The sequence below is a fragment of the Georgenia sp. genome (assembly GCF_054605595.1).
The window spans coordinates 38347-63990 of the sequence record NZ_JBTSDU010000003.1 but is presented as its reverse complement, the minus strand read 5'-3'; the positions used below and the strand labels follow the sequence as shown (position 1 = coordinate 63990).

Annotated in this window: 22 protein-coding genes and 1 pseudogene; 8 read left to right on the top strand and 15 right to left on the bottom strand. The window is 72.8% G+C overall.

The window, feature by feature from the left end; all coding sequences use genetic code 11:
• Positions 1 to 109 precede the first annotated feature (109 nt).
• Positions 110 to 1801 carry a DUF885 domain-containing protein gene (locus ACYC1Z_RS00980; protein WP_461407689.1) on the top strand — a complete coding sequence of 564 codons (1692 nt, stop codon included), beginning with the start codon at positions 110 to 112 and terminating at the stop codon, positions 1799 to 1801.
• A gap of 94 nt (positions 1802 to 1895) precedes the next feature.
• Positions 1896 to 2603, top strand: coding sequence for a Maf family nucleotide pyrophosphatase (locus tag ACYC1Z_RS00975; RefSeq protein WP_461407688.1), 708 nt, complete (start codon positions 1896 to 1898; stop codon positions 2601 to 2603).
• 8 nt (positions 2604 to 2611) lie between these two features.
• Here ACYC1Z_RS00975 and ACYC1Z_RS00970 read toward each other — a convergent pair whose 3' ends face one another.
• Positions 2612 to 3454 (bottom strand): uracil-DNA glycosylase, encoded by an 843-nt coding sequence (locus tag ACYC1Z_RS00970; protein ID WP_461407687.1) that lies wholly within the window; start codon positions 3452 to 3454, stop codon positions 2612 to 2614.
• Between the two features lie 235 nt (positions 3455 to 3689).
• Between ACYC1Z_RS00970 and ACYC1Z_RS00965 the strand changes: the two genes are divergently transcribed.
• From ACYC1Z_RS00965 to ACYC1Z_RS00950, 4 genes are all read left to right on the top strand, one after another.
• Positions 3690 to 5504, top strand: coding sequence for an acetyl/propionyl/methylcrotonyl-CoA carboxylase subunit alpha (locus ACYC1Z_RS00965; protein ID WP_461407686.1), 1815 nt, complete (start codon positions 3690 to 3692; stop codon positions 5502 to 5504).
• Between the two features lie 58 nt (positions 5505 to 5562).
• Positions 5563 to 6462 (top strand): NUDIX hydrolase, encoded by a 900-nt coding sequence (locus ACYC1Z_RS00960; protein WP_461407685.1) that lies wholly within the window; start codon positions 5563 to 5565, stop codon positions 6460 to 6462.
• Between the two features lie 70 nt (positions 6463 to 6532).
• Entirely contained in the window at positions 6533 to 7510 is a 978-nt protein-coding gene (gene dapD / locus ACYC1Z_RS00955; protein ID WP_461407684.1) for a 2,3,4,5-tetrahydropyridine-2,6-dicarboxylate N-succinyltransferase, read from the top strand.
• Positions 7503 to 8480: a hypothetical protein gene (locus tag ACYC1Z_RS00950; RefSeq protein WP_461407683.1), complete on the top strand. Its 978-nt coding sequence runs from the start codon at positions 7503 to 7505 to the stop codon at positions 8478 to 8480. Before dapD ends, ACYC1Z_RS00950 begins: the two co-directional genes overlap by 8 nt.
• A gap of 212 nt (positions 8481 to 8692) precedes the next feature.
• Here ACYC1Z_RS00950 and ACYC1Z_RS00945 read toward each other — a convergent pair.
• The 4 genes and pseudogenes from ACYC1Z_RS00945 to fdxA form a co-directional block, all read right to left on the bottom strand.
• Positions 8693 to 8932 (bottom strand): annotated as a pseudogene (locus ACYC1Z_RS00945) (acyl-CoA dehydrogenase family protein); the annotation flags it as partial.
• Between the two features lie 280 nt (positions 8933 to 9212).
• The gene (locus ACYC1Z_RS00940) at positions 9213 to 10511 is read right to left on the bottom strand and encodes a citrate synthase (protein WP_461407682.1); all 1299 of its coding nucleotides are present in this window, start codon (positions 10509 to 10511) and stop codon (positions 9213 to 9215) included.
• A gap of 141 nt (positions 10512 to 10652) precedes the next feature.
• Positions 10653 to 11792 (bottom strand): succinyldiaminopimelate transaminase, encoded by a 1140-nt coding sequence (dapC, locus tag ACYC1Z_RS00935; RefSeq protein ID WP_461407681.1) that lies wholly within the window; start codon positions 11790 to 11792, stop codon positions 10653 to 10655.
• Positions 11793 to 11795: 3 nt separating this feature from the next.
• Positions 11796 to 12113 carry a ferredoxin gene (gene fdxA, locus ACYC1Z_RS00930; RefSeq protein ID WP_461407680.1) on the bottom strand — a complete coding sequence of 106 codons (318 nt, stop codon included), beginning with the start codon at positions 12111 to 12113 and terminating at the stop codon, positions 11796 to 11798.
• Positions 12114 to 12264: 151 nt separating this feature from the next.
• Here fdxA and ACYC1Z_RS00925 point away from each other — a divergent pair, with 151 nt between their 5' ends.
• Positions 12265 to 12492 carry a putative acetyltransferase gene (locus ACYC1Z_RS00925; protein ID WP_461407679.1) on the top strand — a complete coding sequence of 76 codons (228 nt, stop codon included), beginning with the start codon at positions 12265 to 12267 and terminating at the stop codon, positions 12490 to 12492.
• Here the strand turns inward: ACYC1Z_RS00925 and ACYC1Z_RS00920 are convergent.
• The 6 genes from ACYC1Z_RS00920 to typA all read right to left on the bottom strand — a co-directional run bounded on the left by ACYC1Z_RS00920 (position 12489) and on the right by typA (position 19308).
• Entirely contained in the window at positions 12489 to 13001 is a 513-nt protein-coding gene (locus tag ACYC1Z_RS00920; RefSeq protein ID WP_461407678.1) for a GNAT family N-acetyltransferase, read from the bottom strand. The genes ACYC1Z_RS00925 and ACYC1Z_RS00920 overlap by 4 nt on opposite strands.
• Entirely contained in the window at positions 12998 to 15064 is a 2067-nt protein-coding gene (locus tag ACYC1Z_RS00915) for a VanW family protein (RefSeq protein WP_461407677.1), read from the bottom strand. Before ACYC1Z_RS00915 ends, ACYC1Z_RS00920 begins: the two co-directional genes overlap by 4 nt.
• A 180-nt stretch (positions 15065 to 15244) precedes the next feature.
• Positions 15245 to 15748 carry a flavin reductase family protein gene (locus ACYC1Z_RS00910; RefSeq protein ID WP_461407676.1) on the bottom strand — a complete coding sequence of 168 codons (504 nt, stop codon included), beginning with the start codon at positions 15746 to 15748 and terminating at the stop codon, positions 15245 to 15247.
• Positions 15745 to 16137: a DUF6113 family protein gene (locus ACYC1Z_RS00905; RefSeq protein WP_461407675.1), complete on the bottom strand. Its 393-nt coding sequence runs from the start codon at positions 16135 to 16137 to the stop codon at positions 15745 to 15747. Before ACYC1Z_RS00905 ends, ACYC1Z_RS00910 begins: the two co-directional genes overlap by 4 nt.
• Positions 16134 to 17303, bottom strand: a complete 1170-nt coding sequence (locus tag ACYC1Z_RS00900; protein ID WP_461407674.1) for a PIG-L family deacetylase — start codon at positions 17301 to 17303, stop codon at positions 16134 to 16136. Before ACYC1Z_RS00900 ends, ACYC1Z_RS00905 begins: the two co-directional genes overlap by 4 nt.
• A gap of 88 nt (positions 17304 to 17391) precedes the next feature.
• Complete coding sequence (gene typA / locus ACYC1Z_RS00895) at positions 17392 to 19308, bottom strand: translational GTPase TypA (protein ID WP_461407673.1); 1917 nt, start codon at positions 19306 to 19308, stop codon at positions 17392 to 17394.
• A gap of 261 nt (positions 19309 to 19569) precedes the next feature.
• Between typA and ACYC1Z_RS00890 the strand changes: the two genes are divergently transcribed.
• A complete protein-coding gene (locus tag ACYC1Z_RS00890) occupies positions 19570 to 20133 on the top strand; it encodes a PH domain-containing protein (protein WP_461407672.1) in 564 nt (187 codons plus the stop codon).
• A gap of 33 nt (positions 20134 to 20166) precedes the next feature.
• On the opposite strand, the gene ACYC1Z_RS00885 is transcribed toward ACYC1Z_RS00890, so the two are convergent.
• The 4 genes from ACYC1Z_RS00885 to ACYC1Z_RS00870 all read right to left on the bottom strand — a co-directional run bounded on the left by ACYC1Z_RS00885 (position 20167) and on the right by ACYC1Z_RS00870 (position 25584).
• Positions 20167 to 21906, bottom strand: coding sequence for a dipeptide ABC transporter ATP-binding protein (locus tag ACYC1Z_RS00885; protein WP_461407671.1), 1740 nt, complete (start codon positions 21904 to 21906; stop codon positions 20167 to 20169).
• Positions 21903 to 22889: an ABC transporter permease gene (locus tag ACYC1Z_RS00880; protein WP_461407670.1), complete on the bottom strand. Its 987-nt coding sequence runs from the start codon at positions 22887 to 22889 to the stop codon at positions 21903 to 21905. The genes ACYC1Z_RS00885 and ACYC1Z_RS00880 overlap by 4 nt, the downstream gene beginning before the upstream one ends.
• Positions 22882 to 23808, bottom strand: a complete 927-nt coding sequence (locus tag ACYC1Z_RS00875; protein WP_461407669.1) for an ABC transporter permease — start codon at positions 23806 to 23808, stop codon at positions 22882 to 22884. The genes ACYC1Z_RS00880 and ACYC1Z_RS00875 overlap by 8 nt, the downstream gene beginning before the upstream one ends.
• Before the next feature lie 153 nt (positions 23809 to 23961).
• A complete protein-coding gene (locus tag ACYC1Z_RS00870) occupies positions 23962 to 25584 on the bottom strand; it encodes a peptide ABC transporter substrate-binding protein (RefSeq protein ID WP_461407668.1) in 1623 nt (540 codons plus the stop codon).
• Positions 25585 to 25644 lie beyond the last annotated feature (60 nt).

Genomic DNA, 25644 nt, shown 5'->3' with positions numbered 1-25644 from the left:
GTGGTGCACCAGGCGCCGTCGGCACAAGAACCCGCCGTCGACGGAGAACGCGTGGCCGCGCGACGGGTAGTCCGGGCGGATGAGGCCGCTCCGGGGATAACCTCGGCGTGTGACCCACAACACCCGCATCCCCACTGACGTCGACGCCGTCGCCGAGAGCCATGTCCGGCGCAGCGTCGAGCTCGACCCGCTCATCGGCACCGAGCTGGGGCTGCCCGGCCATGACCACGAGCTGCCGGACCTCTCCCCCGACGGCATCGCCGCGCGCGCCGACCACGACCGGCGCACGCTCGCCGCGCTGGCGGACGTCGAGCCGGCCGACGACGTCGACCGCGTGACCATCGCCGCGATGCGCGAGCGCCTGGGCGTGCAGGTCGAGCTGGCCGACGCGGGCGAGCTGACCCGGCAGCTGAACGTCATCGCCTCCCCCGTCCAGTCGTTGCGCGAGACCTTCGACCTCATGCCGACCGCGACGGTCGAGGACTGGGAGACGATCGCCGCCCGACTCGAGGCCGTGCCGGCGGCGTTGGAGGGTTACCAGGAGTCGCTGCGCGCGGCCCTGCGCACCGGGGACGTCGCGGCCGTGCGCCAGGTCGAGGCCTGCATCAAGCAGGCCGACGAGCTCGCCGACGCCGACTCCTCCTTCTTCACCTCGTTCGTCGCGGGCGCCCAGCCGGGTGGTGAGGCGCCCACGCGCGCGCTGCGGGCGGCCCTGGACGCGGGGGCCCGTGCGGCCCGGCAGGCCTACGCCGACGTCGCCCGGATGTTCGGCGCGGAGCTTGCCCCGGACGCACCCGAGGCGGATGCCGTGGGCCGGGACCGGTACGCGCTGTGGTCGCGGTACTTCCTCGGCGCCGTCGTCGACCTCGACGAGACCTACGAGTGGGGGCTGGCCGAGCTCGACCGCATCGTCGCCGAGGAGCTGGCCGTCGCCGACGCCCTGTACGGCCCGGGTACGGACATCCAGGACGCCATGGCGCGCCTGGACGCCGATCCGGCCCGCACGCTCACCGGCACCGACGCGCTGCGCGAGTGGATGCAGGTCACCTCCGACACCGCCGTCGCCGCGCTGGCGAGCCAGTTCGACATCCCTGAGCCGGTGCGGCGCCTGGAGTGCCTCATCGCCCCGACGCAGTCCGGCGGGATCTACTACACCGGGCCGAGCGCCGACTTCTCCCGGCCCGGACGGATGTGGTGGGCCGTCCCGGCGGGGGTGACCGAGTTCTCCACCTGGCGGGAGAAGACGACGGTCTACCACGAGGGGGTACCTGGCCACCACCTGCAGATCGGCCAGACCGTCTACCGCTCCGACCTGCTGAACACCTGGCGCCGGATGGCATCATGGGTCAGCGGGCACGGCGAGGGTTGGGCGCTGTACGCCGAGCGGCTCATGGCCGATCTCGGCCACCTGGACGATCCGGGCGACCGGCTGGGCATGCTCGACGGGCAGCGCCTGCGGGCCGCCCGCGTGGTGCTGGACATCGGCGTGCACCTCGGCAAGCCGGCCCCCGAGCGGTGGGGCGGCGGCACCTGGGACGCCGCGAAGGCCTGGCCGTTCCTGAAGGCCAACGCCAACATGGCCGAGGGGTTCCTGGCGTTCGAGCTGGACCGCTACCTCGGCTGGCCGGGGCAGGCGCCCTCGTACAAGATCGGCCAGCGGCTCTGGGAGGAGATCCGCGATGCCTTCCGCACCCGGGCTGCGGCCGAGGGCGAGCCGTTCGACCTGCGAGCCTTCCACCGCCGGGCGCTCGACGTCGGCTCGGTCGGGCTGGACGTGCTGCGCGAGACGCTGACCGCCTGACCGGACGACGGGTCCATCGACCAGCCCTGGTCGAGACGCTGCCGGACGACCCTCGAGCGTGGCACCGGCTCCCCGCGACGTACGCTGCTACGCCGTGACCACCCTGCTCCTCGCCTCCGCCTCCCCCGCCCGCCTCGGCACCCTGCGTTCCGCCGGGATCGAACCGACCGTCGAGGTCTCCGACGTGGACGAGCCGGCGCTCCTCGCCGAGGCGGACCGGCAGGCGCGGGCCGCCGGCCAGGGCCCCGTCCGCGCCGCCGAACAGGTCCTGCTGCTGGCCGGGGCGAAGGCGCACGACGTGCTCGACCGTCCCGCGGCCCGCGCCGCCGACCTGGTGCTCGGATGCGACTCCATGCTCGAGCTCGACGGTGACGTGGTGGGCAGGCCGACGGACGCGGCCGACGCAGCCGCCCGCTGGCGCCGCATGCGTGGTCGTTCCGGCGTGCTGCACACGGGGCACTGGCTCGTGCGCACCAACCGCGGGGAGGCACCCGGCCCGGCCGGTACCACCGAGACGGGCCCGGCGCGCGCGGCCGGCCCGCTGACCGAGGCAGGGGCCACCTCCTCCACCGTCGTGCGTTTCGCGGACCTCACCGACGCGGAGATCGACGCCTACGTGGCCACCGGCGAGCCGCTGAGGGTGGCCGGCGCGTTCACGGTCGACGGGCTCGGCGGCCCGTTCGTCACCGGCATCGACGGCGACTACCACGGCGTCGTCGGGCTGAGCCTGCCGCTGTTGCGCGACCTGCTGGGCGAGGTCGGCGTGGCGCTCACGGACCTGTGGGCGCCGCGCGTGCGCTGACCGCCCGGTCACAGCCGTGCGATGACCTCGTCGAGCATCCGTTCGGTGAGCCTGCCGGTGAAGGTGTTCTGCTGGCTCACGTGGTAACTGCCCAGCAGCCGGATCTCGTGCCCCTGCGGCGTGGCCAGCGTGGTCTCGGCCCCGTGCCCGAAGCGTGGCTTCGGCCTCGGCACCGTCCAGCCCAGCCGGCGCGCCGCGGCCAGCGCCGCGTCCCACCCGATCGATCCGAGCGCGAGCATCGACGCCAGACCCGGGGCGACGAGCTCGAGGTCCCGGTCCAGCCAGTGCCCGCACGTGCGGCGCTCGTCCGGGGTGGGTTTGTTCGCGGGCGGGGCGCACCGCACGGCCGCGACGATGCGGACCCCGGTGAGCTCGAGCCCGTCCCCGGCCGCCCGGCTCTCGGGCTGGTTCGCGTAGCCGGCGCGGTGCAGCGCAGCGTAGATCCAGTCCCCGCTGCGGTCGCCGGTGAACATGCGCCCGGTGCGGTTGGTGCCGTTCGCCGCCGGGGCGAGCCCCACCACGAGGACCCGCGGGTGCGGGTCACCGGTACCGGGCCCGGGCCGGCCCCAGTAGGGCTGGTCCGCGAACGCCGCCCGCTTCGTCACCGCGACTCCCTCGCGCCACGCCACCAGGCGCGGGCACGCCCGGCACACGGAGACATCGGCGTCGAGCGCGGCGACGTCGTCCGCAGCCGCGGCGAGCCGGGCGACCTGCTCCTCGGTGGTCGCCACCGGCGTCCGGTCCGTCGCCGGGTCGCCCGGCCAGCCCGTACCCGGCGGGACCGGGGAGGGGAACAGGACACCGGTCACCGGATGCGGCAGTAGCGTGATGTCGACAACCGACCGACCCATATCGCCTCGCTCCGCCGGGTTGCTTTGTGGGAATATCACAACGCCACCCCCATGCCGTTGGTGTGTTGGTCAGCACCGACGCCCGCTCCCCGCACGAGACTGGGAGGGACGCGTCGCGTCCGGCTAACGTAGCCCGGTCACCTACCCGGACGCCTGCCCGGGCGGCCCGCCGCGCCGACGACGGCCCGGCACGCACGACAGCCCCACCAGGGCCGACACAGAGAAGGAGCGTGGCATGACGAGCCCATCGCCTCACCCGGGCGAGCAGCGCCGGCTCCGCAAGGTGCTCATCGCCAACCGCGGCGAGATCGCCGTGCGGGTGGCCCGGGCCTGCACCGACGCGGGAATCGCGACGGTGGGCGTCTACGCCGACTCCGACCGGGACGCGCTCCACATCCGGCTCGCCGACGAGGCCTTCGCCCTGCACGGCCAGCGCGCGGCAGAGACGTACCTCGATGCCGGCAAGATCCTCGACGTCGCCCGCCGCAGCGGCGCCGACGCCGTGCACCCGGGCTACGGCTTCCTCTCCGAGAACGCCGACTTCGCCCAGGCCGTCATCGACAGCGGTCTGACGTGGATCGGCCCGCCACCGGACGCCATCCGCGCCCTCGGCGACAAGGTCACCGCCCGCCACATCGCCCAGCGGGTGGGGGCCCCGCTCGTGCCGGGCACCGCGGACCCGGTCACCGGTGCCGACGAGGTGCTCGCCTTCGCCGACGCACACGGGCTCCCCGTCGCCATCAAGGCCGCCCACGGCGGCGGCGGGCGCGGGCTGAAGGTGGCCCGCACCCGCCAGGAGATCCCCGAGCTCTACGAGTCCGCAGTGCGCGAGGCGCTCGCCGCCTTCGGTCGCGGCGAGTGCTTCGTCGAGCGCTTCCTCGACCGCCCCCGTCACGTGGAGACGCAGTGCCTGGCCGACGCCGCCGGGAACGTCGTCGTCGTCTCCACCCGGGACTGCTCGCTGCAACGCCGGCACCAGAAGCTCGTGGAAGAAGCCCCCGCGCCGTTCCTCACGCCGGAGCAGGAGGCGGAGCTGACGCGGGCGTCGGTCGCGATCCTGGCCGAGGCCGGCTACGTCGGCGCCGGGACGTGCGAGTTCCTCGTCGGGCAGGACGGCACCATCTCCTTCCTCGAGGTCAACACCCGCCTCCAGGTCGAGCACCCGGTGAGCGAGGAGGTCACCGGCATCGACCTGGTCCGCGAGCAGCTGCGCCTGGCCGCCGGGGAGGAGCTCGGCTACTCCGAGGTGACCTCCCGGGGCCACGCCATCGAGCTGCGCATCAACGGCGAGGACCCGGCCGCGGGCTTCATGCCGGCACCGGGGACCATCTCGGCCCTCTCCTGGCCCGCGGGCCCGGGGGTGCGGGTGGACTCCGGGGTCGTGGCCGGCGACACCGTCTCCGGCGCGTTCGACTCCATGCTCGCCAAGATCGTGGTCACCGGCGCGACGCGCACCCAGGCGCTCGAGCGCGCCCGCCGCGCCCTGCGCGAGACCGAGATCGTCGGGCTCCCCACGGTCCTGCCCTTCCACCGCGCCGTGCTCGCCGAGCCCGACTTCACCGCCGAGGACGGCACGTTCGGGGTCCACACCACCTGGATCGAGACCGAGTACGCCGACACGCTCGCCGGCCTGCGGGCCACCACCGTCGCACCCGTCGAGAGGTCCGCGGAGCCGATGACCGAGCGCGTCGTCGTCGAGGTCGGCGGCAAGCGCCTCGAGGTCGTGATCCCGGCCGGCCTGGGGATCTCCGCGGGCCCACGCGGCGCCGCCCGCCGACCCCTGCGCCGCACCTCCCGGTCCGGCCCGGCCGCCGCCGGCTCCACCGGGGCGGCGCTGACCTCCCCCATGCAGGGCACGATCGTCCGGGTGGCGGTCGGGGACGGGGCACGGGTCGAGGCCGGGGACCTCGTCGTCGTGCTCGAGGCGATGAAGATGGAGCAGCCCCTGGTGGCCCACCGGGCCGGCCGCGTGCAGGGCTTGAGCGCCGCGGTGGGGCAGAACGTCGCCACCGGTGCGGTGATCTGCCAGATCGGGCCCGACGCCGACTGACGCCTGGGCCCGACCGGGTACCTCCCGACCGGGACAGGTGTTGTGCGAGGCTGGGGCGGTGAGCACCCCGTCCTCCCCGCCCGACGCCCGGCTGCACCGCCAGCCCGGTGACGGCTGGGTGGACTGCGCGTGCGGCAACCAGCACTGGGGCCGCAACGGCGCCGCCGGGCTCCTGCTGTGGCGTGCGGCGCCGGGCGGTCCGCAGGTGGTGCTGCAGCACCGGGCCCTGTGGTCGCACCACGGCGGCACGTGGGGCCTGCCGGGTGGTGCGCTGAGCGACGACGAGACACCGGTCTCGGGCGCCGTGCGCGAGGCCGTGGAGGAGGCCGCGGTGGTACCCGCCGCCCTGCGGGTGCGGGCGTGCCGCGCGCTCGTCCACCCCGACTGGACCTACACCACCGTGCTGGCGCAGGCCGTGGAGCCCTTCGAACCCCGGGTCAGCGACCCGGAGAGCCTCGAGGTGGCCTGGATCGACGTCGCCGCGCTGGACGACTACGACCTCCTCCCCGCCTTCGCGGACGCCCTGCCCGAGCTGCTCACCATGCTCCGCCGCCTCGTCGTGGTCGTCGACGCCGCGAACGTCGTCGGCTCCCGCCCGGACGGCTGGTGGAAGGACCGCCGCCGCGCCACCACCATCCTGCGGGACCACCTCGCGCGGCTCGCCCGCTGCGGCCTCGACGCCGCCGGCGTCGACCTGCCCGGCCGGCGCTGGTACCCCGAGTTCGTCCTGGTCACCGAGGGCGCCGCGAACGGGGTCGACCCGGCCCCGGGAGTCGACGTCGTGGCGGCACCCGCCGGCGGGGACGACACCGTGGTCGACGTCGTCGCCGGGCTGCTCGACGGCGCCGCCCCCTCCGATGAGGTCGTGGTCACCGTGACGACCGCCGACCGTGAGCTGGGCGAGCGGGTGCGGGCGCTCGGGGCCCGGACCGCCGGCCCCCACCTCGTGCGGCACTGAGGCGGCGCCGTGGCGTGCGCAGCCGGGCCCCGGGGCCCCCGGCCCGCCCGCCCGACGTACGCTTGGTGCCATGACTGAGCGCGCGGCCTGGGGCTTCGGCCTGGCCACCACCACCGGTCCCGGAGCCACCCTCGACACCTGGTACCCGAGCCCCGCGCTCGGCAGCGCACCCGCCGACGCCGAGCCGCCCGCCGTGCTCGCCGCCCTGGTGGGCACCGACGAGGGGCGCCGCGTGCGCACCGAGGTGGTGCGCACCGAGATCGACCTCGACGCCGCCCCCGCCTCCGCGGCCGACGCCTACCTGCGGCTGCACCTGCTCTCCCACACCCTGGTGGCGCCGAACACCATCAACCTCGAGGGCCTGTTCGCCCGGTTGCAGAACGTCGTCTGGACGTCGGCCGGACCGTGCGCCGTCGAGGACTTCGAGGACGTCCGGGCCGCGCTGCGCGCCCGCGGCAACGTCACCGTGCACGCGGTGGACAAGTTTCCCCGCATGGTCGACTACGTCGTCCCGCCGGGGGTGCGCATCGGCGACGGCGACCGGGTGCGCCTGGGCGCCCACCTCGCGCCGGGCACCACGGTCATGCACGAGGGCTTCGTGAACTTCAACGCCGGCACGCTGGGCCGGTGCATGGTCGAGGGTCGCATCTCCCAGGGTGTCGTCGTCGCCGACGGTGCCGACATCGGCGGCGGTGCCTCGATCATGGGCACGCTCTCCGGCGGCGGGAGGCAGGTCATCTCGATCGGGCCGCGCTCGTTGCTGGGCGCCAACGCCGGGCTGGGCATCTCGCTGGGCGCGGACTGCGTGGTCGAGGCCGGTCTCTACCTCACCGCCGGCACCAAGGTGACGGTGCTCGCCGGCGGGGACACGCGGCCCGCGCACGACCGGCCGGCCGGCCGTCGGCCGGCGGACCCGACCGTGGTCGCCGCCCGCGAGCTCTCCGGCCGCGACAACCTGCTGTACCGGCGCAACTCCGTCTCCGGCGCCGTCGAGGCCATCCCGCGCCCGGGGACCGGGGTAGAGCTCAACGCCGCCCTCCATGCGTGACCGCCGCTCGCGCGGCTGCGCGGGCGGCGTCCTCGTGCTGCTGGCCACGCTGGTGCTCGCCCTGGGCGCGGTCGTCGTCGCGCTGAACCTCCTCGTCCAGGACCGACCATCGGGCACCTGCACCGTCACGCTCGACGACGCCACCACCTGGTCCCTCGACGCGGACCAGGCGGACAACGCCGCACTGCTGGGCGCCGTCGCCGCGCGGCGGGACCTGCCCGCCCGCGCCACCACCATCGCCATCGCCACGGCGCTGCAGGAGTCGAAGCTGCGGAACGTGGACTACGGGGACCGCGACTCCGTGGGACTGTTCCAGCAGCGGCCATCGCAGGGCTGGGGCACCGTGGAGCAGGTCATGGACCCGGTGTACTCGACGAACGCCTTCTACGACGTGCTCGTCACGGTCGAGGGCTGGCAGGGCCGGGAGATCACCGACGCCGCGCAGCGCGTCCAGCGCTCCGCGTTCCCCGAGGCCTACGCGCAGCACGAGCCCCGCGGGCGTGCGTTCGCCTCGGCGTTGAGCGGCTACTCCCCCGCCGCGCTGACGTGCCACCTCGACGCCGTCGGGGACGGCGCGGCCGACGGCGCCGCGGCCGACGGCGGCTCGGCCGGCGCCGCGGCGGGTGACCCGGCGTCGCGCGTCCAGCGCCTGGACGTCATCCAGCAGCGGATCACCCGCGACTTCGGCATCCGGGCCACCGTGGCGCCCGGCGGGGTGCTCACCGTCGACGCGACGGCGCTGCCCGGCGGCCTCGACCCGGCGCCGGAGCGCCAGGCCTGGGGCGTCGCGCAGTGGGCGGTCGCGTCCTCGTCGGCCACGGGCGCAGGCGTCGTCGCGGTGGACGGCCAGGTCTGGCTGCGGACCGCGGGGAACGACGCCGCGTGGGCGCCGCTCGACGGCGCGGACGTGCCCGCCGCGGTCGCCACCGCGGCGGCGGTGGCCCCAGCGGGCACCGTCGTCATCGGCTGAGCGGGTCGCCGCCGACCGGTCAGCCGACGAACGCGCTGATCCCGGTGATCGAGCGGCCGACGACGAGCTGGTTGATCTCGTTGGTGCCCTCGAACGTGTAGATCGCCTCGGCGTCGGCGGAGGACCGGGCGACGTCGGTGTCCAGCGCGCTGCCGTTGCCCGGCGACCTCGCGGGCCAGGGGAACCGACTCGCGGGTGTGGCGGGCGATCCAGCCCTTGGCGAGCGCGGCGTCCTCGTCCCGGTGCCCGCCGTCGTCCTCGATCTGGGCGAGCCGCACGACCATCCCGAGGGAGGCGGTGAGGTTGCCCAGGATCGTGGCGAGCTTGTCCTGGACCAGTTGGAAGGACGCGATCGGCCGGCCGAACTGGGTGCGGCCCAGCGCGTACCGCACCGCCGCTTCGTACGCGCCGGCCTGCGCCCCGGCCGCCAGCCAGGACGCGTCCGCACGCATCGACCGCAGCAGGCGGTTGACGTCACGGAACGAGTTCACGTCCTGCAGGCGCCGGGACTCCGGCACCCGGACGCCGTCGAGCGTGATGTGACCGTTGTTGACGATGCGCAACGCGACCTTGCGCTGGATCAGGCCTCCTCACCAAGCCGGTCGACCTGGAGGCGTTCCTGCCCTGAGCCCGGACAGAAGCAGAAGCGCCCACCGCCACCGGGGCGGGGGCCCTTCTGCTGTGGGACCGGGACTCGTCGCGGCGCCCAGGGGCCACTGCTGTGCGGGTGGGTCAGCGCTGGTCGATGGCGACGTAGTCGCGCTCGGGGGCGCCGGTGTAGACCTGGCGGGGGCGGCCGATCTTGGTGGCCGGGTCCTGGATCATCTCACGGTACTGCGCGATCCAGCCGGGCAGGCGGCCGAGCGCGAAGAGCGGGGTGAACATCTGCGTCGGGAAGCCCATCGCCTTGTAGATCAGACCCGTGTAGAAGTCGACGTTCGGGTAGAGCTTGCGCTCGATGAAGTAGTCGTCGTGCAGGGCGATCTCCTCGAGCCGCATCGCGATCTCCAGCAGCTCGTCGTTCTTGCCGAGGAGGGACAGCACGTCGTGCGCCGCCTCCTTCACGATCGCGGCGCGCGGGTCGTAGTTCTTGTAGACCCGGTGGCCGAAGCCCATGAGGCGGACACCGTCCTCCTTGTTCTTGACCTTGGTCATGAACTCCTCGACGGAGTAGTCCGCATTCTGGATGTGGCCGAGCATCTCCAGGACGGCCTCGTTCGCGCCGCCGTGCAGCGGGCCCGAGAGCGCTCCGACGCCGGCGGCGATGGAGGAGTAGATGTTGGCGTGGGAGGAGCCCACCATGCGCACCGTGGACGTGGAGCAGTTCTGCTCGTGATCGGCGTGCAGGATCAGCAGCATGTCCAGGGCCTTGACGATCGCCGGGTCGACGTCGTGGCGCTGGTAGGGCAGGCCGAACGTCATCCGGATGAAGTCCTCGATGTAGTCGTTCGAGGCATCCGGGTAGAGCAGCGGGAGCCCGTTGGCGCGCTTGGCGATCGCCGCGATCATCGTGGGGACCTTGGCCATGAGGAGAATGGTCGAGAGCTCCATCTGGTACGGGTCCTTGGGGTCGAGCGTGTGCTGGTAGTACGTGCCCAGGGCGGCGATCCCGGCCTGCAGGATCGACATCGGGTGGCCGTTGGCGGGGAAGGCCGTGAAGAACGCCTTGAAGTCCTCGTGAAGGATCGAGTGCCGCTTGATGCGGCGGGTGACCGCCTCGAGGGTCGCGGCGTCCGGCAGCTCGCCATAGATGAGCAGGTATGCCGTCTCCAGGAACGTCGACCCCTTCGCGAGCTGGTCGATCGGGTACCCGCGGTAGCGCAGGATCCCCTGGTCGCCGTCGATGTAGGTGATGGCTGACGTCGTCGACGCGGTGTTCATGAACCCCGGGTCGAGCGTGACGAGCCCGGTCTCGCTCAGCAGCGACGAGATGTTGATGCCGTCGTTGCCCTCGACGGCAGGGACACGATCGAACCTGAGCGTCTTCCCCTCCGCCTCGAACGTCACCGGGTTCAGTACAGCACTCGACATGTGTCCCCTCCTTGGGATCGGGGTGCCCGTGGGCACCCGTGCGAAGACCGAGCAGGTGTGGAGCCCGGTCTCGAGATGACTCGCGACCAAGATATGCCATACGGGAGGTAGAACGAGAACCGCGCATATCGGATCGGCCGGCTACGGCAGCAGCGGACCTCCGCGGAGCCGCTCGGCTGCGGCGGCCACCCGTTCGTCGGTCGCGGTCAGCGCCATCCGGACATAGCCCTCGCCGTCCGCGCCGTAGAAGGAGCCCGGGGCCACCAGCACGCCCCGGTCCGCGAGCGCGTCCAGCAGCTCCCAGGAGCCGGCCGAGCGGGTGGCGTGACGGACCCAGAGGTAGAGCCCCGCCACGGAGGCCGGGTCGAGCTCGAGCCCGGCGTCGGCGACCGCGCCCAGCAGCACCTCCCGCCGGCGGCGGTAGCGCTCGCGCTGCTCGGCCACGTGGGCGTCGTCGCCGAGGATGGCGGTCATGGCGGCCTGGACCGGTGCGGGCACCATCAGCCCGGCGTGCTTGCGCACCTCGGTCAGGCGGGCCACGATCTTGTGGTCGCCGACGGCGAAGGCCGCGCGGTAGCCGGCCAGATTCGACTGCTTGCTCAGCGAGTACAGGACGAGCAGGCCGGTGTGGTCCCCGCCGGTCACCCGCCGGTCCAGCACGGACGGGATGCCCGCGGCGTCCCAGGGCGCGGCCCACGCCAGCTCGGCGTAGCACTCGTCCGAGGCGACGACGGCGCCGCGCTCGCGCGCCCATGCGACGATCGTGGCGAGTCGTTCCACGGAGAGCACGTGACCATGGGGGTTGCCGGGCGAGTTGAGCCAGACGAGCGACGCACGCTCCGGCCAGGTCGCCGGGTCGTCTCCGACGGGCATCGGGGTGGCCCCCGCCAGGCGGGCGCCGACGTCGTAGGTCGGGTACGCCGCCGCGGGGTGGAGGACGACGTCGCCCACCCCGAGGCCCAGCAGGGCGGGCAGCAGCGCCACCAGCTCCTTGGAGCCGACGGTGGGCAGGACGGCGTCAGGGTCGAGGCCCGGGACGCCGCGGCGCCGGGCGAACCAGGCGACGACAGCGGCGCGCAGCGCCGGCGTGCCGATCGTCTGCGGGTACCCCGGTGAGTCGGCGGCGGCGCGCAGGGCGTCCTGCGCGACCGCCGGCGTGGGGTCGACCGGGGTGCCGACCGAGAGGTCCACGATCCCGCCCGGGTGCGCCCGCGCGCGTGCCTTGGCGGGCGCGAGCGAGTCCCAGGGGAAGTCGGGCAGTGCGTCGCCGTGGAGCGCCACGCCTCAGACCTGGGGCGGGAGGGCGGCGATCATCGGGTCGTCCTTGTCGATGACGCCCATCTTGGCCGCGCCGCCGGGCGAGCCCAGGTCGTTGAAGAACTCCACGTTCGCCCGGTAGTAGTCCGACCAGACGGTGGGGACGTCGTCCTCGTAGAAGATGGCCTCGACCGGGCAGACCGGCTCGCACGCCCCGCAGTCGACACACTCGTCCGGGTGGATGTAGAGCGATCGTTTGCCCTCGTAGATGCAGTCGACCGGACACTCGTCGACGCAGGCCCGGTCCTTCACGTCCACACAGGGCTGGGCGATCACGTAGGTCACGGTGCATCCTCTCCTCAGCGGCGACGGCGCACGGGGCGCCGCGATCCAGTATCCCCCAGCGCGGCACGGATCACGAACGATACGGTGCGGGTGGCGGGGTCGGCGCGCCGGCGGGTTGCACCCGTGGCGCGACCTGGGGTAGGCATCGGCCGTGGACGATTCCCGGCTCCCCCCGCCCCTGCCCTGGTCGGACTGGCAGGTCGGGGAACGCGTCGTGGTGCGCTATCGCGTCGAGGGCGGGGTCTCCGACGCACTGGGTGACCTGCTCGCCGTCGGCCCGCACGGCGTGCGCGTGCGCACCCGGCGCGGCGACGTCGACGTGCCGGCCGCGCTCATGGTGACGGGCAAGCGGGTGCCTCCCCCGCCGTCGCGCACCTAGCGTCGGACCCCGCGGGCCGCACGCGCCGCGTCGTCGGCGAAGGCCGCGAGCGCGGGCCCGGTGAGCCGGTAGGTCGTCCACTCCTCCTGCGGGCGGGCGCCGAGACTCTCGTAGAACGCGATCGACGGGGCGTTCCAGTTCAGCACGGCCCACTCGACCCGGGCATAGCCGCGCTCGACGGCGTGGGCGGCGAGCGTGCGCAGCAGCGCCTTGCCCAACCCGGAGCCGCGGGCCTGGGGGCGCACGTAGAGGTCCTCGAGGTAGATCCCGTGCACGCCCTCCCACGTGGAGAAGTTGTGGAACCACAGCGCGAAGCCCTGGACCTCCCCGTCGACCTCCGCCACGTGCGCGAACACGGCCGGCTCGGGGCCGAAGAGCGCGTCGGTGAGGTCGGCGGCGGTGGTGCGGACGGCGTCGGGCTCCCGCTCGTAGATCGCCAGGTCCCTGATGAGCCGCAGGATCGTGGGGACGTCCGCCGGGCGGGCCCGGCGGATCGGGTCGGGGCTCATGCGCCGGCCTCGGCCGCCGGGGTCGTCGGCGCTTCGTCCCCCGCCGAGGGCGGCTCGCCGCAGACGATGTGGTGCCAGGGCTGGTAGGTCCAGGTCCAGTCCTCGGTCTCGGCCGGGCTGCCCGCCCGCACCCGCTGACGCGTGACCGTCACGGTGAAGCCGGACTGGCCACCGCTCTCGGCGACGCAGTCCTCCCGCGGGTTGTACTTCGTGTCGGGCTGGGTGATGTCGTAGTGGTCGGACGTGGCGATGTCGACGTCCCACACGTGGGTGCCCCACAGGCGGGTGTGGACCCGGCCGCCGGCCACCCAGGCGTGCACGAGGACGCCGTAGTCGGTGTTGTTCCGCCAGACCATGTCCTTCGACGGCACCCACAGGGTCGCCTCCCGGCCCGCGGGGTAGCGGGCGAACCACCGCGAGTGCGGCGTGTGCTCGACGTCGTCCATGCCGGCCATCAGGCCGACGTTGTACATGTTCGTGGAGAGCTGTGAGAGCCCGCCGCCGAGCGCCGTCGAGGAGAAGCCGTCCTCGACGACGCCGGAGGAGACGAAGCCACGGCCCGGGACGATGGGACCGAGGGCCTCGAGCAGGGAGAACTCCTCACCCGGCTCGACCAGGACCCCGGTGACGTAGCGCGAGCCGACCACGAGGTTCTCGGTGCGGACCGGGTCGTAGGGCATCGGGGTGGAGAAGTCGGCGATGACCTCCTTGACGCCGAGCGCCTCGGCCTCCGCCGTGGTGAACTCGGGCTCCGCCTCGACGAGCTCGACCACCGCGGTGCGGTTCGTGGACATGCCGGCGGTCTTGACCGCCCGGGCGAGGTCCGCCGGGTCCAGGCCCATACCCGCCGTCGAGGGGACGATCTCCGGCTCGAAGTTCGCGTCGAGGACGATCTTGGCGTCCGTGCCGGCGATCTCGATACTCGGGTCCGCGGCGATGACGGCGTCGGACAGGCCCGCGCCGTCGAGCTCCAGGTCGAGGGCGCCGTCCGTGGCGACGAAGACGGCGTTCGCGGCCAGGGCCTCGGGGGTGAGCTCGACGACGTTGCCGCCGACGGAGACGGACACGGAGCCGGAGACGAGGGGCTGTGCCTGGGTGATCAGCGCCTCCTCGACAGCAGCCGCGCCGACGGCGGGCGCCACCTCGCGGGTGGGCAGCTCCAGCGGGCGTTCGGCGGTGAGCCACTCGCGCGTGACCTGGCCCTGGGCGGCGGCGATGTCGACAGCGGTGCCCGGCACCGGGTCCGTGACCTCCGCGGTGGTGCCGGCGAACATGATGAAGCCCTCGACGGGGCTGACGTCCAGCTCCGTGGCGGCCGTCTCGAGCGCCGCGCGCAGCGCCTCCTCGTCCGCCGTGGAGACGACGGACACCTCCCCCGCACCGAAGATCCGGCCCCACAGGATGCGGGGGTCGAAGGCGGGGCCGGTCAGCGGGTCGAGCGTGGCGTCGATGTCGAGGGCGAGTCCGGCGGCGGCCGGGTCGATGGCCGAGACGTTCTCGCCCTGCAACGTGACGGGGATCAGCTCCGCCTGGGCCGCGGCGAGGTCGGTGGTCAGGCGGGCCCGGGCGTCGGCCTCGGAGAGACCGCCGATCGGTACGCCCGCGGCGGTGGCCCCGTTGGGGAGACGATCCCCGAGGAGCAGTGCCGCCGCCGAGTAGGCGCCGGCGAGGACGAGCAGCACGACCAGACCGATCGCGAGGCCGCGGCGCGGGCGGGGCGTCTCGGGCTCGAACTCGTCGAGGGGGGAGGTGCGGGCGAGCGGTGTGGCCGGGGGCATCTGCTCGGTCTCCGCTCCTGGTGCCATGACGGCCGTGTCCGCCGGTGTCGCGGGCTCGGCCACGGCGGTGCCCCGGTCGGTGGTGCGCCCCGGGTCGGTGGAGCCGTCGGGGCCGGTGGTGCCGGCCGGCTCCTCGGGGACGGAGTCGTCGTCGCCGGGGCTGTCACCGTCCCCGCGACGGGCGGCAAGGACGTGGTCGAGGTCCCAGGAGGGGCCGGCACCGTCGTCGCGCGCGAGCCCGGCGCCTTCCCCGGTTCCGCGCCCGGATGTTCGGTCGTGCGTCACTGAGCCTTCTTCCCCTGCCGACAACACCTGTCTCCCTCGTGAGCACGTGGGAACGACCTCGACATGCTACGGGGGCGGGGAGGCCGAACCAGCGAGGAGGTGCCGACCGTCACCATCTTGTGATTTACCACGGCGCCCGCCCGATGATGGTGGGAGGGCACGGCGGGGTGTTCGCCGATGTCAGCGGAGCGGGCGTACGCGCCCCAGGTGGTAGACGAGCGCCCCGGTGCCGGTGGACCCGAGCGTGGCGTCCAGCACGTCGCCGACGACGATGTCGTGATCGCCCGCCGTCTTGATCCACGCGGTCCGGCACTCGATCCAGCCCTGCGCGGGGTCGAGGAGCGCGGCGCCGGAGCGGGGTCCCGGGTGGTGATCGATGCCGAGGAGCTGGCCGCGGGCGGGTCGGCCGGGTTCGGCCAGCCGTTCGGCGGCGACGGCGCCCGCGGCGTCCAGCACGCTGATCGCCCACGTGTCGACCTCATCGAGGGCCTCACGCAGCCGGCCGTCGGAGTAGGCGCAGAACAGCACCATCGGGGGGCGCAGCGAGACCGACGCGACGTCGCTGGCAGTCATCGCCAGGTCGCGGCCGCCCGCTCGGACGGACACGACCGACACCCCGCCGGCCCGGCGGGCGATCGTGGCGCGGTACCGCTGGACGAGCGCCTCGGGATCCTCCGCCGTCATGCGTCACGCGGCACGGGCGCGTCCGCGTACCAGGACCGCGGCGTGAGCGCGACGGCGGCCGTGGCCACCGACGTGCCCAGGAGCCAGGCGTAGCTCACCGGTCCGGACGTGAGGATCACGTCACCGCCCGGGACGTAGTACGTCATGAGCAGGACGGTCAGGAGCGCGGCGAGCCCGTACAGGAACACGCCGACGCCGTCACCGACGGCCCGGGCGAGCACGGCCCCCACCAGGACCGTGGCGAACGCCGCCACCAGTCCCACCGGGAGCCCGGCCACCTCGGAGCGGTGCACGAGGGTGGCGCTGGCGGCGACCAGCCCGCCGATCACGACGACGACGGCGGCCGAGGCCGCACGCCCGGCCCGGTCCGCGTCGAGGACCGGGCTCACTCGGCCTCCGTGGTACCCAGGAACGCGGCGAGGCGCGCCGGCCCCGACTGCCCGGCGAGCCGGTCCTTCACGGTCAGCCCGGCCAGACCGATGGAACCCGCGAGGCCGAAGCGCTCGCTGAGTGGCACCGGGTCGAGGTAGCCGGTGCGGATGGGCTCGGCGGCGAGCTCGTCGAAGTGGTCCCGGCCGGGCACCACGTGCAGGCTCGCGGTGCCCATGATCGGCAGCAGGAGCCCGTTGGATACGCCGTACCAGCCGCATGCGGGCGCCTGCCGGTGCTCCGCGGGTGCCCGGTCGAGCACGTGCACGTCCTGGAGCTGGGTGCGGTGGGCACGCATGGCGGCGGCGACGGCATCGAGGGATGCCGTCGTGTCGACCGTGACGGACACGCCTGCGGCGGGGAAGACGAGCGAGGGCAGGGCGCTCCCGGGTGGCAGGGTGGCGAGCGCGTCGCCGCGCCGGCCGAACTTCGGGTCGCGCGCGGCGCTCTCCTCGAGCCAGTGGAGGGCGGCGCGGAAGCGGATCTCGCTCTCCACGGTCCAGGCGACCACGGGAACGCTCCAGGGCTCGAGCCCGGCGAGCGGGTCGTCCGGCTCGGTCACCGGTGGGGCGCCCGCAGCGAGCTCGACGGCACACATGACGACCTGGTGGGTGTGGACGTGGTCCGGGTGTCCGTAGCCGCCGCCGGGCTCCTCCGTGAGCACGACCTGGGGGCGGGTCCGCCGCAGGAGGCCCGCGAGCAGCCGTGCGGCGACGTCGACGCCCACCCGCGAGAACGCGTCCGGTCCGGCGTCAGCCACCGGGCCGGCCTCACCAGGGCGCAACCAGACCATGCCGGAGTCGGTGAACCTCGCGGGCCGCAGGGCGGCGAGACCGGGCAGCTGGTCGAGGAACAGCCGGCTGGTGACGCCGAGCACGGCGCAGGCGCGGGCGAGCTCGCGCTCACGCTCGTGCACCACCCCCTCGGGGTCGCCCCGCAGGTGGGCGAGGTCGGGCGGGATCACCTCCCCGAGCTCGCCACGGGTGGCGGTGACCACGGTCACCGCCACCCCGGCCCGGGCGGCGGAGGCCAGCAGACCCCCGGCACCCAGGGTCTCGTCGTCGGGGTGGGCGAAGACGCCGAGCAGCCCGGAACGCTCCGTCACGGCGGTGTGCGCTGCAGCCATGACAGCATCATCGTCCTTTTTGCCGCGGGTGCCAGCCCGGCGATCGGTCCGCCGTCGCCGCACCGCTCAGCCGGCGGCGGTGCAGCGGTCAGACGGCGGCGGTGCGGCGGTCGCGCGCGGTGCTGCGGAAGCGCTCCGTCTGGTCGAGGATGACCTTGCGGATGCGCACGACCTCGGGCGTGACCTCCACGCACTCGTCCTCGGCGGCGAACTCCAGGGACTCCTCGAGCGTGAGCCGGCGCGGCGGCACCAGGTTCTCGAAGTTGTCCGCCGTGGAGGAGCGCATGTTGGTGAGCTTCTTCTCCTTGGTGATGTTGACGTCCATGTCCTCGTTGCGTGAGTTCTCGCCGACGACCTGGCCCTCGTACACCTCGGAGGTGGGCTCGACGAAGAAGGACCCGCGCTCCTGGAGGTTGATCATCGCGAACGGTGTCACCGCGCCGGTCCGGTCCGCGACCAGGGAGCCGGTGCTGCGCATCTCGATCTGGCCCTGCCACGGCTCGTAGCCCTCGGCGATCGAGGAGGCGATCCCCGTGCCTCGGGTCTCGGTGAGGAAGCGGGTGCGGAAGCCGATGAGCCCACGGGCGGGCACGACGAAGTCCATGCGGACCCAGCCGGTTCCGTGGTTGGCCATCGTCGCCATGCGGCCCTTGCGGGCAGCCATGAGCTGGGTGACGGCACCGAGGTACTCCTCGGGGACGTCGATCGTCATGCGCTCCATGGGCTCGTGGCGCTTGCCGTCGATGGTCCGGGTGACCACCTGCGGCTTGCCGACGGTGAGCTCGAAGCCCTCGCGGCGCATCTGCTCCACCAGGATCGCCAGCGCCAGCTCGCCGCGACCCTGGACCTCCCACGCGTCCGGGCGGCCGGTGGGCAGCACCTTGAGGGAGACGTTGCCGATCAGCTCGCGGTCGAGGCGGTCCTTGACCTGGCGGGCGGTGACCTTGTGGCCCTTGACGCGGCCCGCGATCGGGGAGGTGTTGATCCCGATCGTCATGGAGATCGCCGGGTCGTCCACCGTGATCAGCGGCAGCGGGCGCGGGTCGTCGGCGTCGACGAGGGACTCGCCGATGGTGATGTCCTCGATGCCGGCCACGGCGACGATGTCACCGGCGAAGGCCCGCTCGGCCGGTACCCGGTCGAGGGCCTCGGTGCGCAGCAGCTCCGAGATGCGCACGTTCTTCATGGTGCCGTCCTGCCGGGCCCACGCGACGGTCTGGCCCTTGCGCAGCTCGCCGTTGTGGATGCGCAGCAGCGCGAGGCGCCCGAGGAACGGGGACGCGTCGAGGTTGGTGACGTGCGCCTGCAGCGGGGCGCCCTCCTCGTAGGAGGGGGCGGGGATCGTCTCGATGATCGTCTCGAACAGCGGCTCGAGGTTCTCGCTGTCCGGCAATGTCCCGTCCGCGGGCTGGGTCCGGCTGGCCCGGCCGGCCTTGGCGGAGGCGTAGACGACGGGCACGTCGAGGATGGCGTCGAGATCGAGGTCGGGCACCTCGTCCGCCAGGTCCGACGCCAGGCCGAGCAGGAGGTCCTGGGCCTCGCCCACGACCTCGGTGATGCGCGAGTCGGGCCGGTCGACCTTGTTGACGAGGAGCACGACGGGGAGCTTGGCGGCCAGGGCCTTGCGCAGCACGAACCTCGTCTGCGGCAGCGGCCCCTCGGAGGCGTCCACGAGGAGCACGACGCCGTCGACCATGCTCAGGGCACGCTCGACCTCGCCACCGAAGTCGGCGTGGCCGGGGGTGTCGATGACGTTGATGGTCAGGCCGTCCTCGAGCCCGGCCGCCTGGGCGGCCGGGCCGCGGTAGTGCACCGCGGTGTTCTTCGCGAGGATCGTGATGCCCTTCTCGCGCTCGAGGTCACCGGAGTCCATCGCGCGTTCGTCCACGTGCTGGTGCTCTCCGAAGGCGCCCGACTGCCACAGCATGGCGTCGACCAGGGTGGTCTTGCCGTGGTCGACATGGGCGACGATCGCGACGTTTCGCAGATCCGAGCGCACAGGCATACGCGAAGCTCATTTCATCGGTGAGAGGCGGTTCTCCGCGCAAGACACGGCGCGGGTGGTGAGCCGTCCGCCGGCGGGGCCGGGCACCCCGACAGGGGCGCCACTGGAGCATCCTACTGCGAAGCACGCCGTTTCCGGCACCCTTGTGCCCAGGCTCACCGCCGCGCCCGGGGCGAACGCGATGCGGCGCCGGTCCCGGACGGCCTCCGGACGGCGCGGACCGGGTCCCGCAGCGCGGCCTTCTTCGGCGAGGATGGCCCCATGGCACCGAACATCCTGTTCCGCCCCGTCGCCAGCCGCGTCTCCGCCGTCGTCGCGTGGCTCGTGGCGGCCGTCGTGGCCGGCGCGGTGCTGGACGACGGCGGGATGACCGGCCTCGTCCGTTTCGGCGCCGTCCCGCTGCTCCTGGCCGGCTTCGCCTGGGCGGTGCTGTGGTGGCCCTCCGTGCGGGTGACCGCCGACGGCGTCGAGGTCGCGAACGTGGCGCGCACGACGCGGGTTCCCTGGTCCGCGATCCTCGGCGTCGAGACGCGGTGGGGGCTGCGCCTGCTCATCCCGTCCGGAAAGCTCGACGTGTGGGCCGCCCCGGCGCGCGGGGCCCGGCTGCGCCGCGGCGGGGACGCCGTCACGGTCGCCGAGGTCATCGAGGCCCGCCTGGCCGACCGCCGGGACGCGGCCGTCGTCGAGCGCCCGGCGGCGGAGCCGCGCACGGACCCCGTCCAGCGCGCGGCGGCGTCCGGCTCCGTGCACCGCCGCGTCAACGCGGCCCAGCTGGCGGCACTCGTGGTGCCCGCCCTCCTCGTCGCCACCGGCCTCCTGGCCTGAGGGCGATGCTCGCCCGAGCCGCACGCCCGACCGTCAGGGCAGGTGTTCACCGCCGGCGAGCGGCACGTCGAGGCTGGCGCCGGGGATGGCGGCAAGCAGCTCTCGCGTGTACTCCTGCTGCGGGTGGTCGAACACGTCGTCCGTGCTGGCCATCTCCACGATCCGGCCCTCCTCCATCACCGCGACCTGGTCGGCGATCTGCCGCACGACGGCGAGATCGTGGGTGATGAACAGGTAGGTGAGCCCGAGCTCGGCCTGGAGGTCGTTCAGCAGGGTGAGGACCTGCGCCTGGACGAGGACGTCCAACGCCGAGACGGCCTCGTCGCAGACGATGACCTTGGGCTGGAGCGCCAGGGCGCGGGCGATCGCCACGCGCTGACGCTGCCCGCCGGAGAGCTCGTTCGGGTAGCGGCGCATCGTGGACGTCGGCAGCGAGACCATGTCGAGCAGTTCGGCGACCCGTTTCGAGCGGGACTTCTTGTCCCCGATACCGTGCACGCGCAGCGGCTCCTCGATCGTGCGGAAGATCGAGTACATCGGGTCGAGCGACCCGTACGGGTTCTGGAAGATCGGCTGCACCTGGCGGCGGAAGTCGAAGAGCTGACGCCGGTCGAGCGCGCCGACCTCGGTCCCTTCGAAGACGACCTTGCCCTCGGTGGGCTCGAGGAGGTTCAGCATGATGTTGGCGACGGTGGACTTGCCCGAGCCGGACTCCCCCACCAGCGCCAGCGTCGAACCACGCGGGATGGTGAAGGACACGTCGTCGACGGCCTTGAACGCCCCGCCGGTGCCGGGGGCCCCGCCGCGGAGGTGGAAGACCTTCGTCAGGTGCTGCACCTCGACGATGTTCGCCGCCCGGGCGATCTCCTCCTCGGACCTGGCCAGGAGCTCCACGGGCTCCACGCCACGCTGCCGAGCGCTCTCGATGCGCCGTGAGGCCAGCGAGGGGGCGGAGGCGACCAGTCGCTGGGTGTACGGGTGCTGGGGGGCGGCGAGGATCTGCCGGGCCGGGCCGGACTCGACCACGCGCCCGCGGTGCATCACCACGAGGTGCTCGGCCCGCTCCGCGGCCAGGCCCAGGTCGTGCGTGATGAACAGGACGGCGACGTTCTGCTCCTTGGTGAGGTGCTCGAGGTGGTCGAGGATCTGGCGCTGGACGGTGACGTCGAGCGCCGAGGTGGGCTCGTCGGCGATGAGCAGGCGCGGCTGACCGGCCAGGCCGATACCGATGAGGGCGCGCTGGCGCATACCGCCGGAGAACTCGTGCGGGTACTGCTTCGCGCGCCGCGCCGCGTCCGGGAGCCCGGCCGCGGTCAGCACCCGCTCGACCTCTGCGGTCGCGGCACGCCCCTTGGCGATGCCGTTCGCGGCCAGGGCCTCCTTGACCTGGAAGCCGATCTTCCACACCGGATTGAGGTTCGACATGGGGTCCTGGGGGACCAGGCCGATCTCGCGGCCGCGCAGGTCCTCGATCTCTTTGTGGGAGGCCCCCACGAGCTCTCTGCCGGCGAACTTGATCGAGCCGCCGACGACCTTCCCGGTGCCCGGGAGCAGGTCGATGATGGCGTGCGCGGTGGTGGACTTGCCGGAGCCGGACTCCCCCACGATGGCAACGGACTGGCCGGGGTAGATGGTGAGGTTGGCCTCGCGCACGGCAGGCACCATGCCGGTCGAGGACTGGAAGGCGACCTCGAGGTTCCGGATCTCCAGCAGGGGGGTGTTCGGGTCCGCCTCACGCTCCACCGTCGTCGCCGCGGACGTGTTCGTGCTCATCGGGTGCGCACCTTCGGGTCGAGGGCGTCGCGCACCGCGTCACCCATCATGATGAAGCCGAGCACCGTCAGCGCCAGCGCCCCGGCCGGGTAGAACAGCACGGCCGCGTTGGCCCGCAATGACGCCTGCGCCTGGGAGATGTCCCCGCCCCACGACGTGATGGACGGCGGCAGGCCGATACCGAGGAAGCTCAGCGTCGCCTCGGCCACGATGAACGTGCCGAGCGCGACCGTGGCATACACGATGATCGGCGCGGCAGCGTTGGGCAGGATGTGGCGCGTCAACGTCGCCGTCCGCCCCGCGCCCAACGACTTCGCGGCGGTGACGTAGTCGTTGTTCTTCACGCTCATCACCGACCCGCGCGTGATGCGCGCTATCTGGGTCCAGCCGAACGCGGCGAGCACCGCGACGACGGTCATGGTGGAACGGGACTCGCTGAACACCTGCATGACGACGATGGCCGCGAGCACCAGCGGGATGGCGAAGAAGATGTCGGTGACCCGCGAGAGGATCGTGTCGAACCAACCGCCGAAGAAGCCGGCGATGGCGCCGATCACGGTGCCGATGATCAGGACGGCGAGGGTGGTGAGCACACCCACCGACACCGAGGCCCGGGCGCCGTAGATGGTGCGCGAGTAGATGTCGCAGCCCTGCCGGTCGAAGCCGAACGGGTGCCCGGCCTCGGGGGGGCCGAGGCTGTTGCTCAGCTCGCAGAACCGCGGGTTCTGCGAGGTGAACAGCGTGGGGAACACGGCCATCAGGGCCACCAGCGCGATGACGACCGCGGCGACCCAGAAGATCGGTCGACGGCGCAGCTTGTGCCACGCCTCGGACCACAGCGAGGACGGGGCGCCGGTGTCGGCGACGGCGTCCACGGCGCCCAGGCCGGTCTCGTCCAGCTCGGCGAAGAAGTGCTCCTGGTGGCGCCGTGCGGCGATGGGAGCCGGCCCGCCGGCGGGGCCGTACGGGGTGGTGTCAGGCATAACGGATCCTCGGGTCCAGGGCCGCGTAGAGCAGGTCGACGAGCATGTTGGCGACGATGTAGACGAGCACGAGCACCGTGGTCAGGGAGACGACGGTGGCGGACTCGCCCTGCAGGATGGCCCGGTACAGCGTGCCGCCGACCCCCTTGATGTTGAAGATTCCCTCGGTGACGATGGCGCCGCCCATCAGGGCGCCGAGGTCGGCACCGAGGAAGGTCACGACGGGGATCAGGGAGTTGCGCAGCACGTGCACGTTGATGACGCGGGCGCGGGAGAGGCCCTTCGCCGTCGCCGTGCGCACGTAGTCGGCCGTGAGGTTCTCGGAGACGGACGTGCGCGTCAGTCGCAGCACGTACGCGAAGGAGACCGCGCCGAGGACGATGGCGGGCATCAGCAGCTCCTTGACGGTCGCCGCGCTGGAGACCGTCGTGGGCAGCCAGCCCATCCGCACGCCGACGAAGTACTGCAGCACGAAGCCGATGACGAAGGTCGGGACGGCGATGACGACGAGGCTGGTCACGAGCAGCACGGCGTCGAACACGCCACCCCGGCGCAGGCCGGCGTACAGGCCGGCCGCGACACCGAAGACGGACTCGAAGACCAGCGCCATGATCGACAGCTTGATGGTCACCGGGAAGGCCTGGGCGATGACGTCGACGACGTCCCGACCGGAGAAGGTGATGCCGAAGTCCAGCGTGAAGATGCCCTTGAGGTACAGGAGGTACTGCACGAGGAACGGTTGGTCGAGGTTGTACCGCTCGCGGATCTGGTCCGCGACCGCGGGGGGCAACCCCCGCTCGCCCCCCAGGGCGATGACGGGGTCACCTGGCAGGGCGAAGACCATGAAGTAGATCAGCAGCGTGGCCCCGAAGAACACCGGGATCACCTGCAGCAGCCTGCGCCCGATGTACCGGACCATCAGGTCGCCTCCTCAACACATTCGTACGGACCCGCCCGGCGGCGCATCTGCCGTCGGCACAGGGAGTGACATTACGCGATGTCCCCGACACACGAACGGGGGCGGGACCGTGAGGTCCCGCCCCCGTCTGCTCTCAGCCCAGTGTGGGCGCGGTCACTCCGCCTTGGTGATCTCGTGGTAGATCGGCACGGAGTTCCAGCCGAACTGCACGTTCTGCACCGTCTCGGCGCTGCCACCGGTCACGTTGGAGTACCAGAGCGGGATGGCCGGGAGGTCCCGGAACAGGATCTCCTGCGCCTGCTGGTACAGCGTGTTGGACTCCTCGACGCTCTTGGCGGCGGCGGCCTGCGCGAGCAGGTCGTCGAACTCGGGGCTCGAGTAGCCGCCGTCGTTCGACCCGGCACCCGTGCCGTAGAGCGGCCCGAGGAAGTTGCCGAGGCCGGGGTAGTCGGCCTGCCAGCCCGTGCGGAACGCACCGGTCATCGCGTCGGCGGTGACCTGGGTGCGCATGTCGGCGAAGAGTGCGAAGGGGTTGCCCTCGGCCTCGATGCCCAGCACGTTGCGGATGGAGTTCACCGTGGCATCGACCCAGGCCTGGTGGCCGCCGTCGGTGTTGTACGCGAGCGTGAAGGTGCCCTCCCACGGGGAGATGGCGTCGGCCTGCGCCCACAGCTCCTTGGCCTTGGCCTCGTCGTAGGCGAGGACCTCGGAGCCGGGGATGGAGTCGGACCAGCCATCGATCACCGGGGAGGTGAAGTCACTGGCCGGGGTGCGGGTGCCCTGGAAGATCGCGTCGGTGATCTCCGCCCGGTTGATCGCGTGGGAGAGCGCCGCACGGCGGAGCCTGCCCTCCTCGTCGTCCCCGAAGTGCGCGAGGTACTCCGGGATGGTGAAGGACTGGAAGATCGCCGCGGGCTGGTTGACCGCGCGGTCGCCCAGCTCGGTCTCGAACGTCGTGAACGCCGAGTCCGGAATCGCGTCGATCACGTCGAGGTTGCCGGAGAGCAGGTCGTTGTAGGCGGCGTCCTGCGTCTCGTAGAACTTGAGAGACACGCCACCGTTCTGCGGCACGCGCTCACCCGAGTAGTCGGGGTTCGGCACGAGGTCGATCCCGACGTTGTGCTCCCAGGCGCCCTCGCCGGCGAGCATGTAGGGACCGTTGCCGATCGGGTTCTCGCCGAAGGCGGCAATGTCCTTGAAGGCGGCCTCGGGCAGCGGGAAGAACGCCGAGTAGCCCAGGCGTAGCGGGAAGTCCGCCTCCGGCTGGGTGAGCGCCACCGTGAAGGTGGTGTCGTCGACGACCTTGAGGCCGGTGAGCTCGGAGTCCTCGTCGTACGAGAAGCCCTCGATCGGCTCGAAGAAGTAGCTGGACAGGTGCCCGTTGCTCAGCAGCGCGCCCTGGTTCCACGCGTCGACGAAGCTCGCGGACGTGATCGGTGAGCCATCGGTGAAGGTCAGGCCCTCCTTGATGGTGATCGTGTAGTTCTGGGCGTCGTCGGTCTCGATGGACTCGGCGACCGCGTTGTGGGCCGCACCGTCGGCGTCGTAGTACACGAGGCCCTCGAAGATGAGGTCGAGGATCTTGCCGCCACCGACCTCGTTGGTGTTGGTGGGGATGAGCGGGTTCTGCGGCTCGTTGCTGTTGGCCGTCACGATCCCGGTCGACGCACCGGTGTCCCCGGTCGCTGCCGGCTCCGTGGCCGTGTCGGTCGCGCCGCCGCTGCACGCGGCCAGCACGAGGGATCCGGCGAGGATCGAGGCAGCAATGCCTGCCATACGCCTGGTCTTCAATGTTCCTCCTGATGGGTGAGCACGATGCTCCGCCAGCCCGGGCCA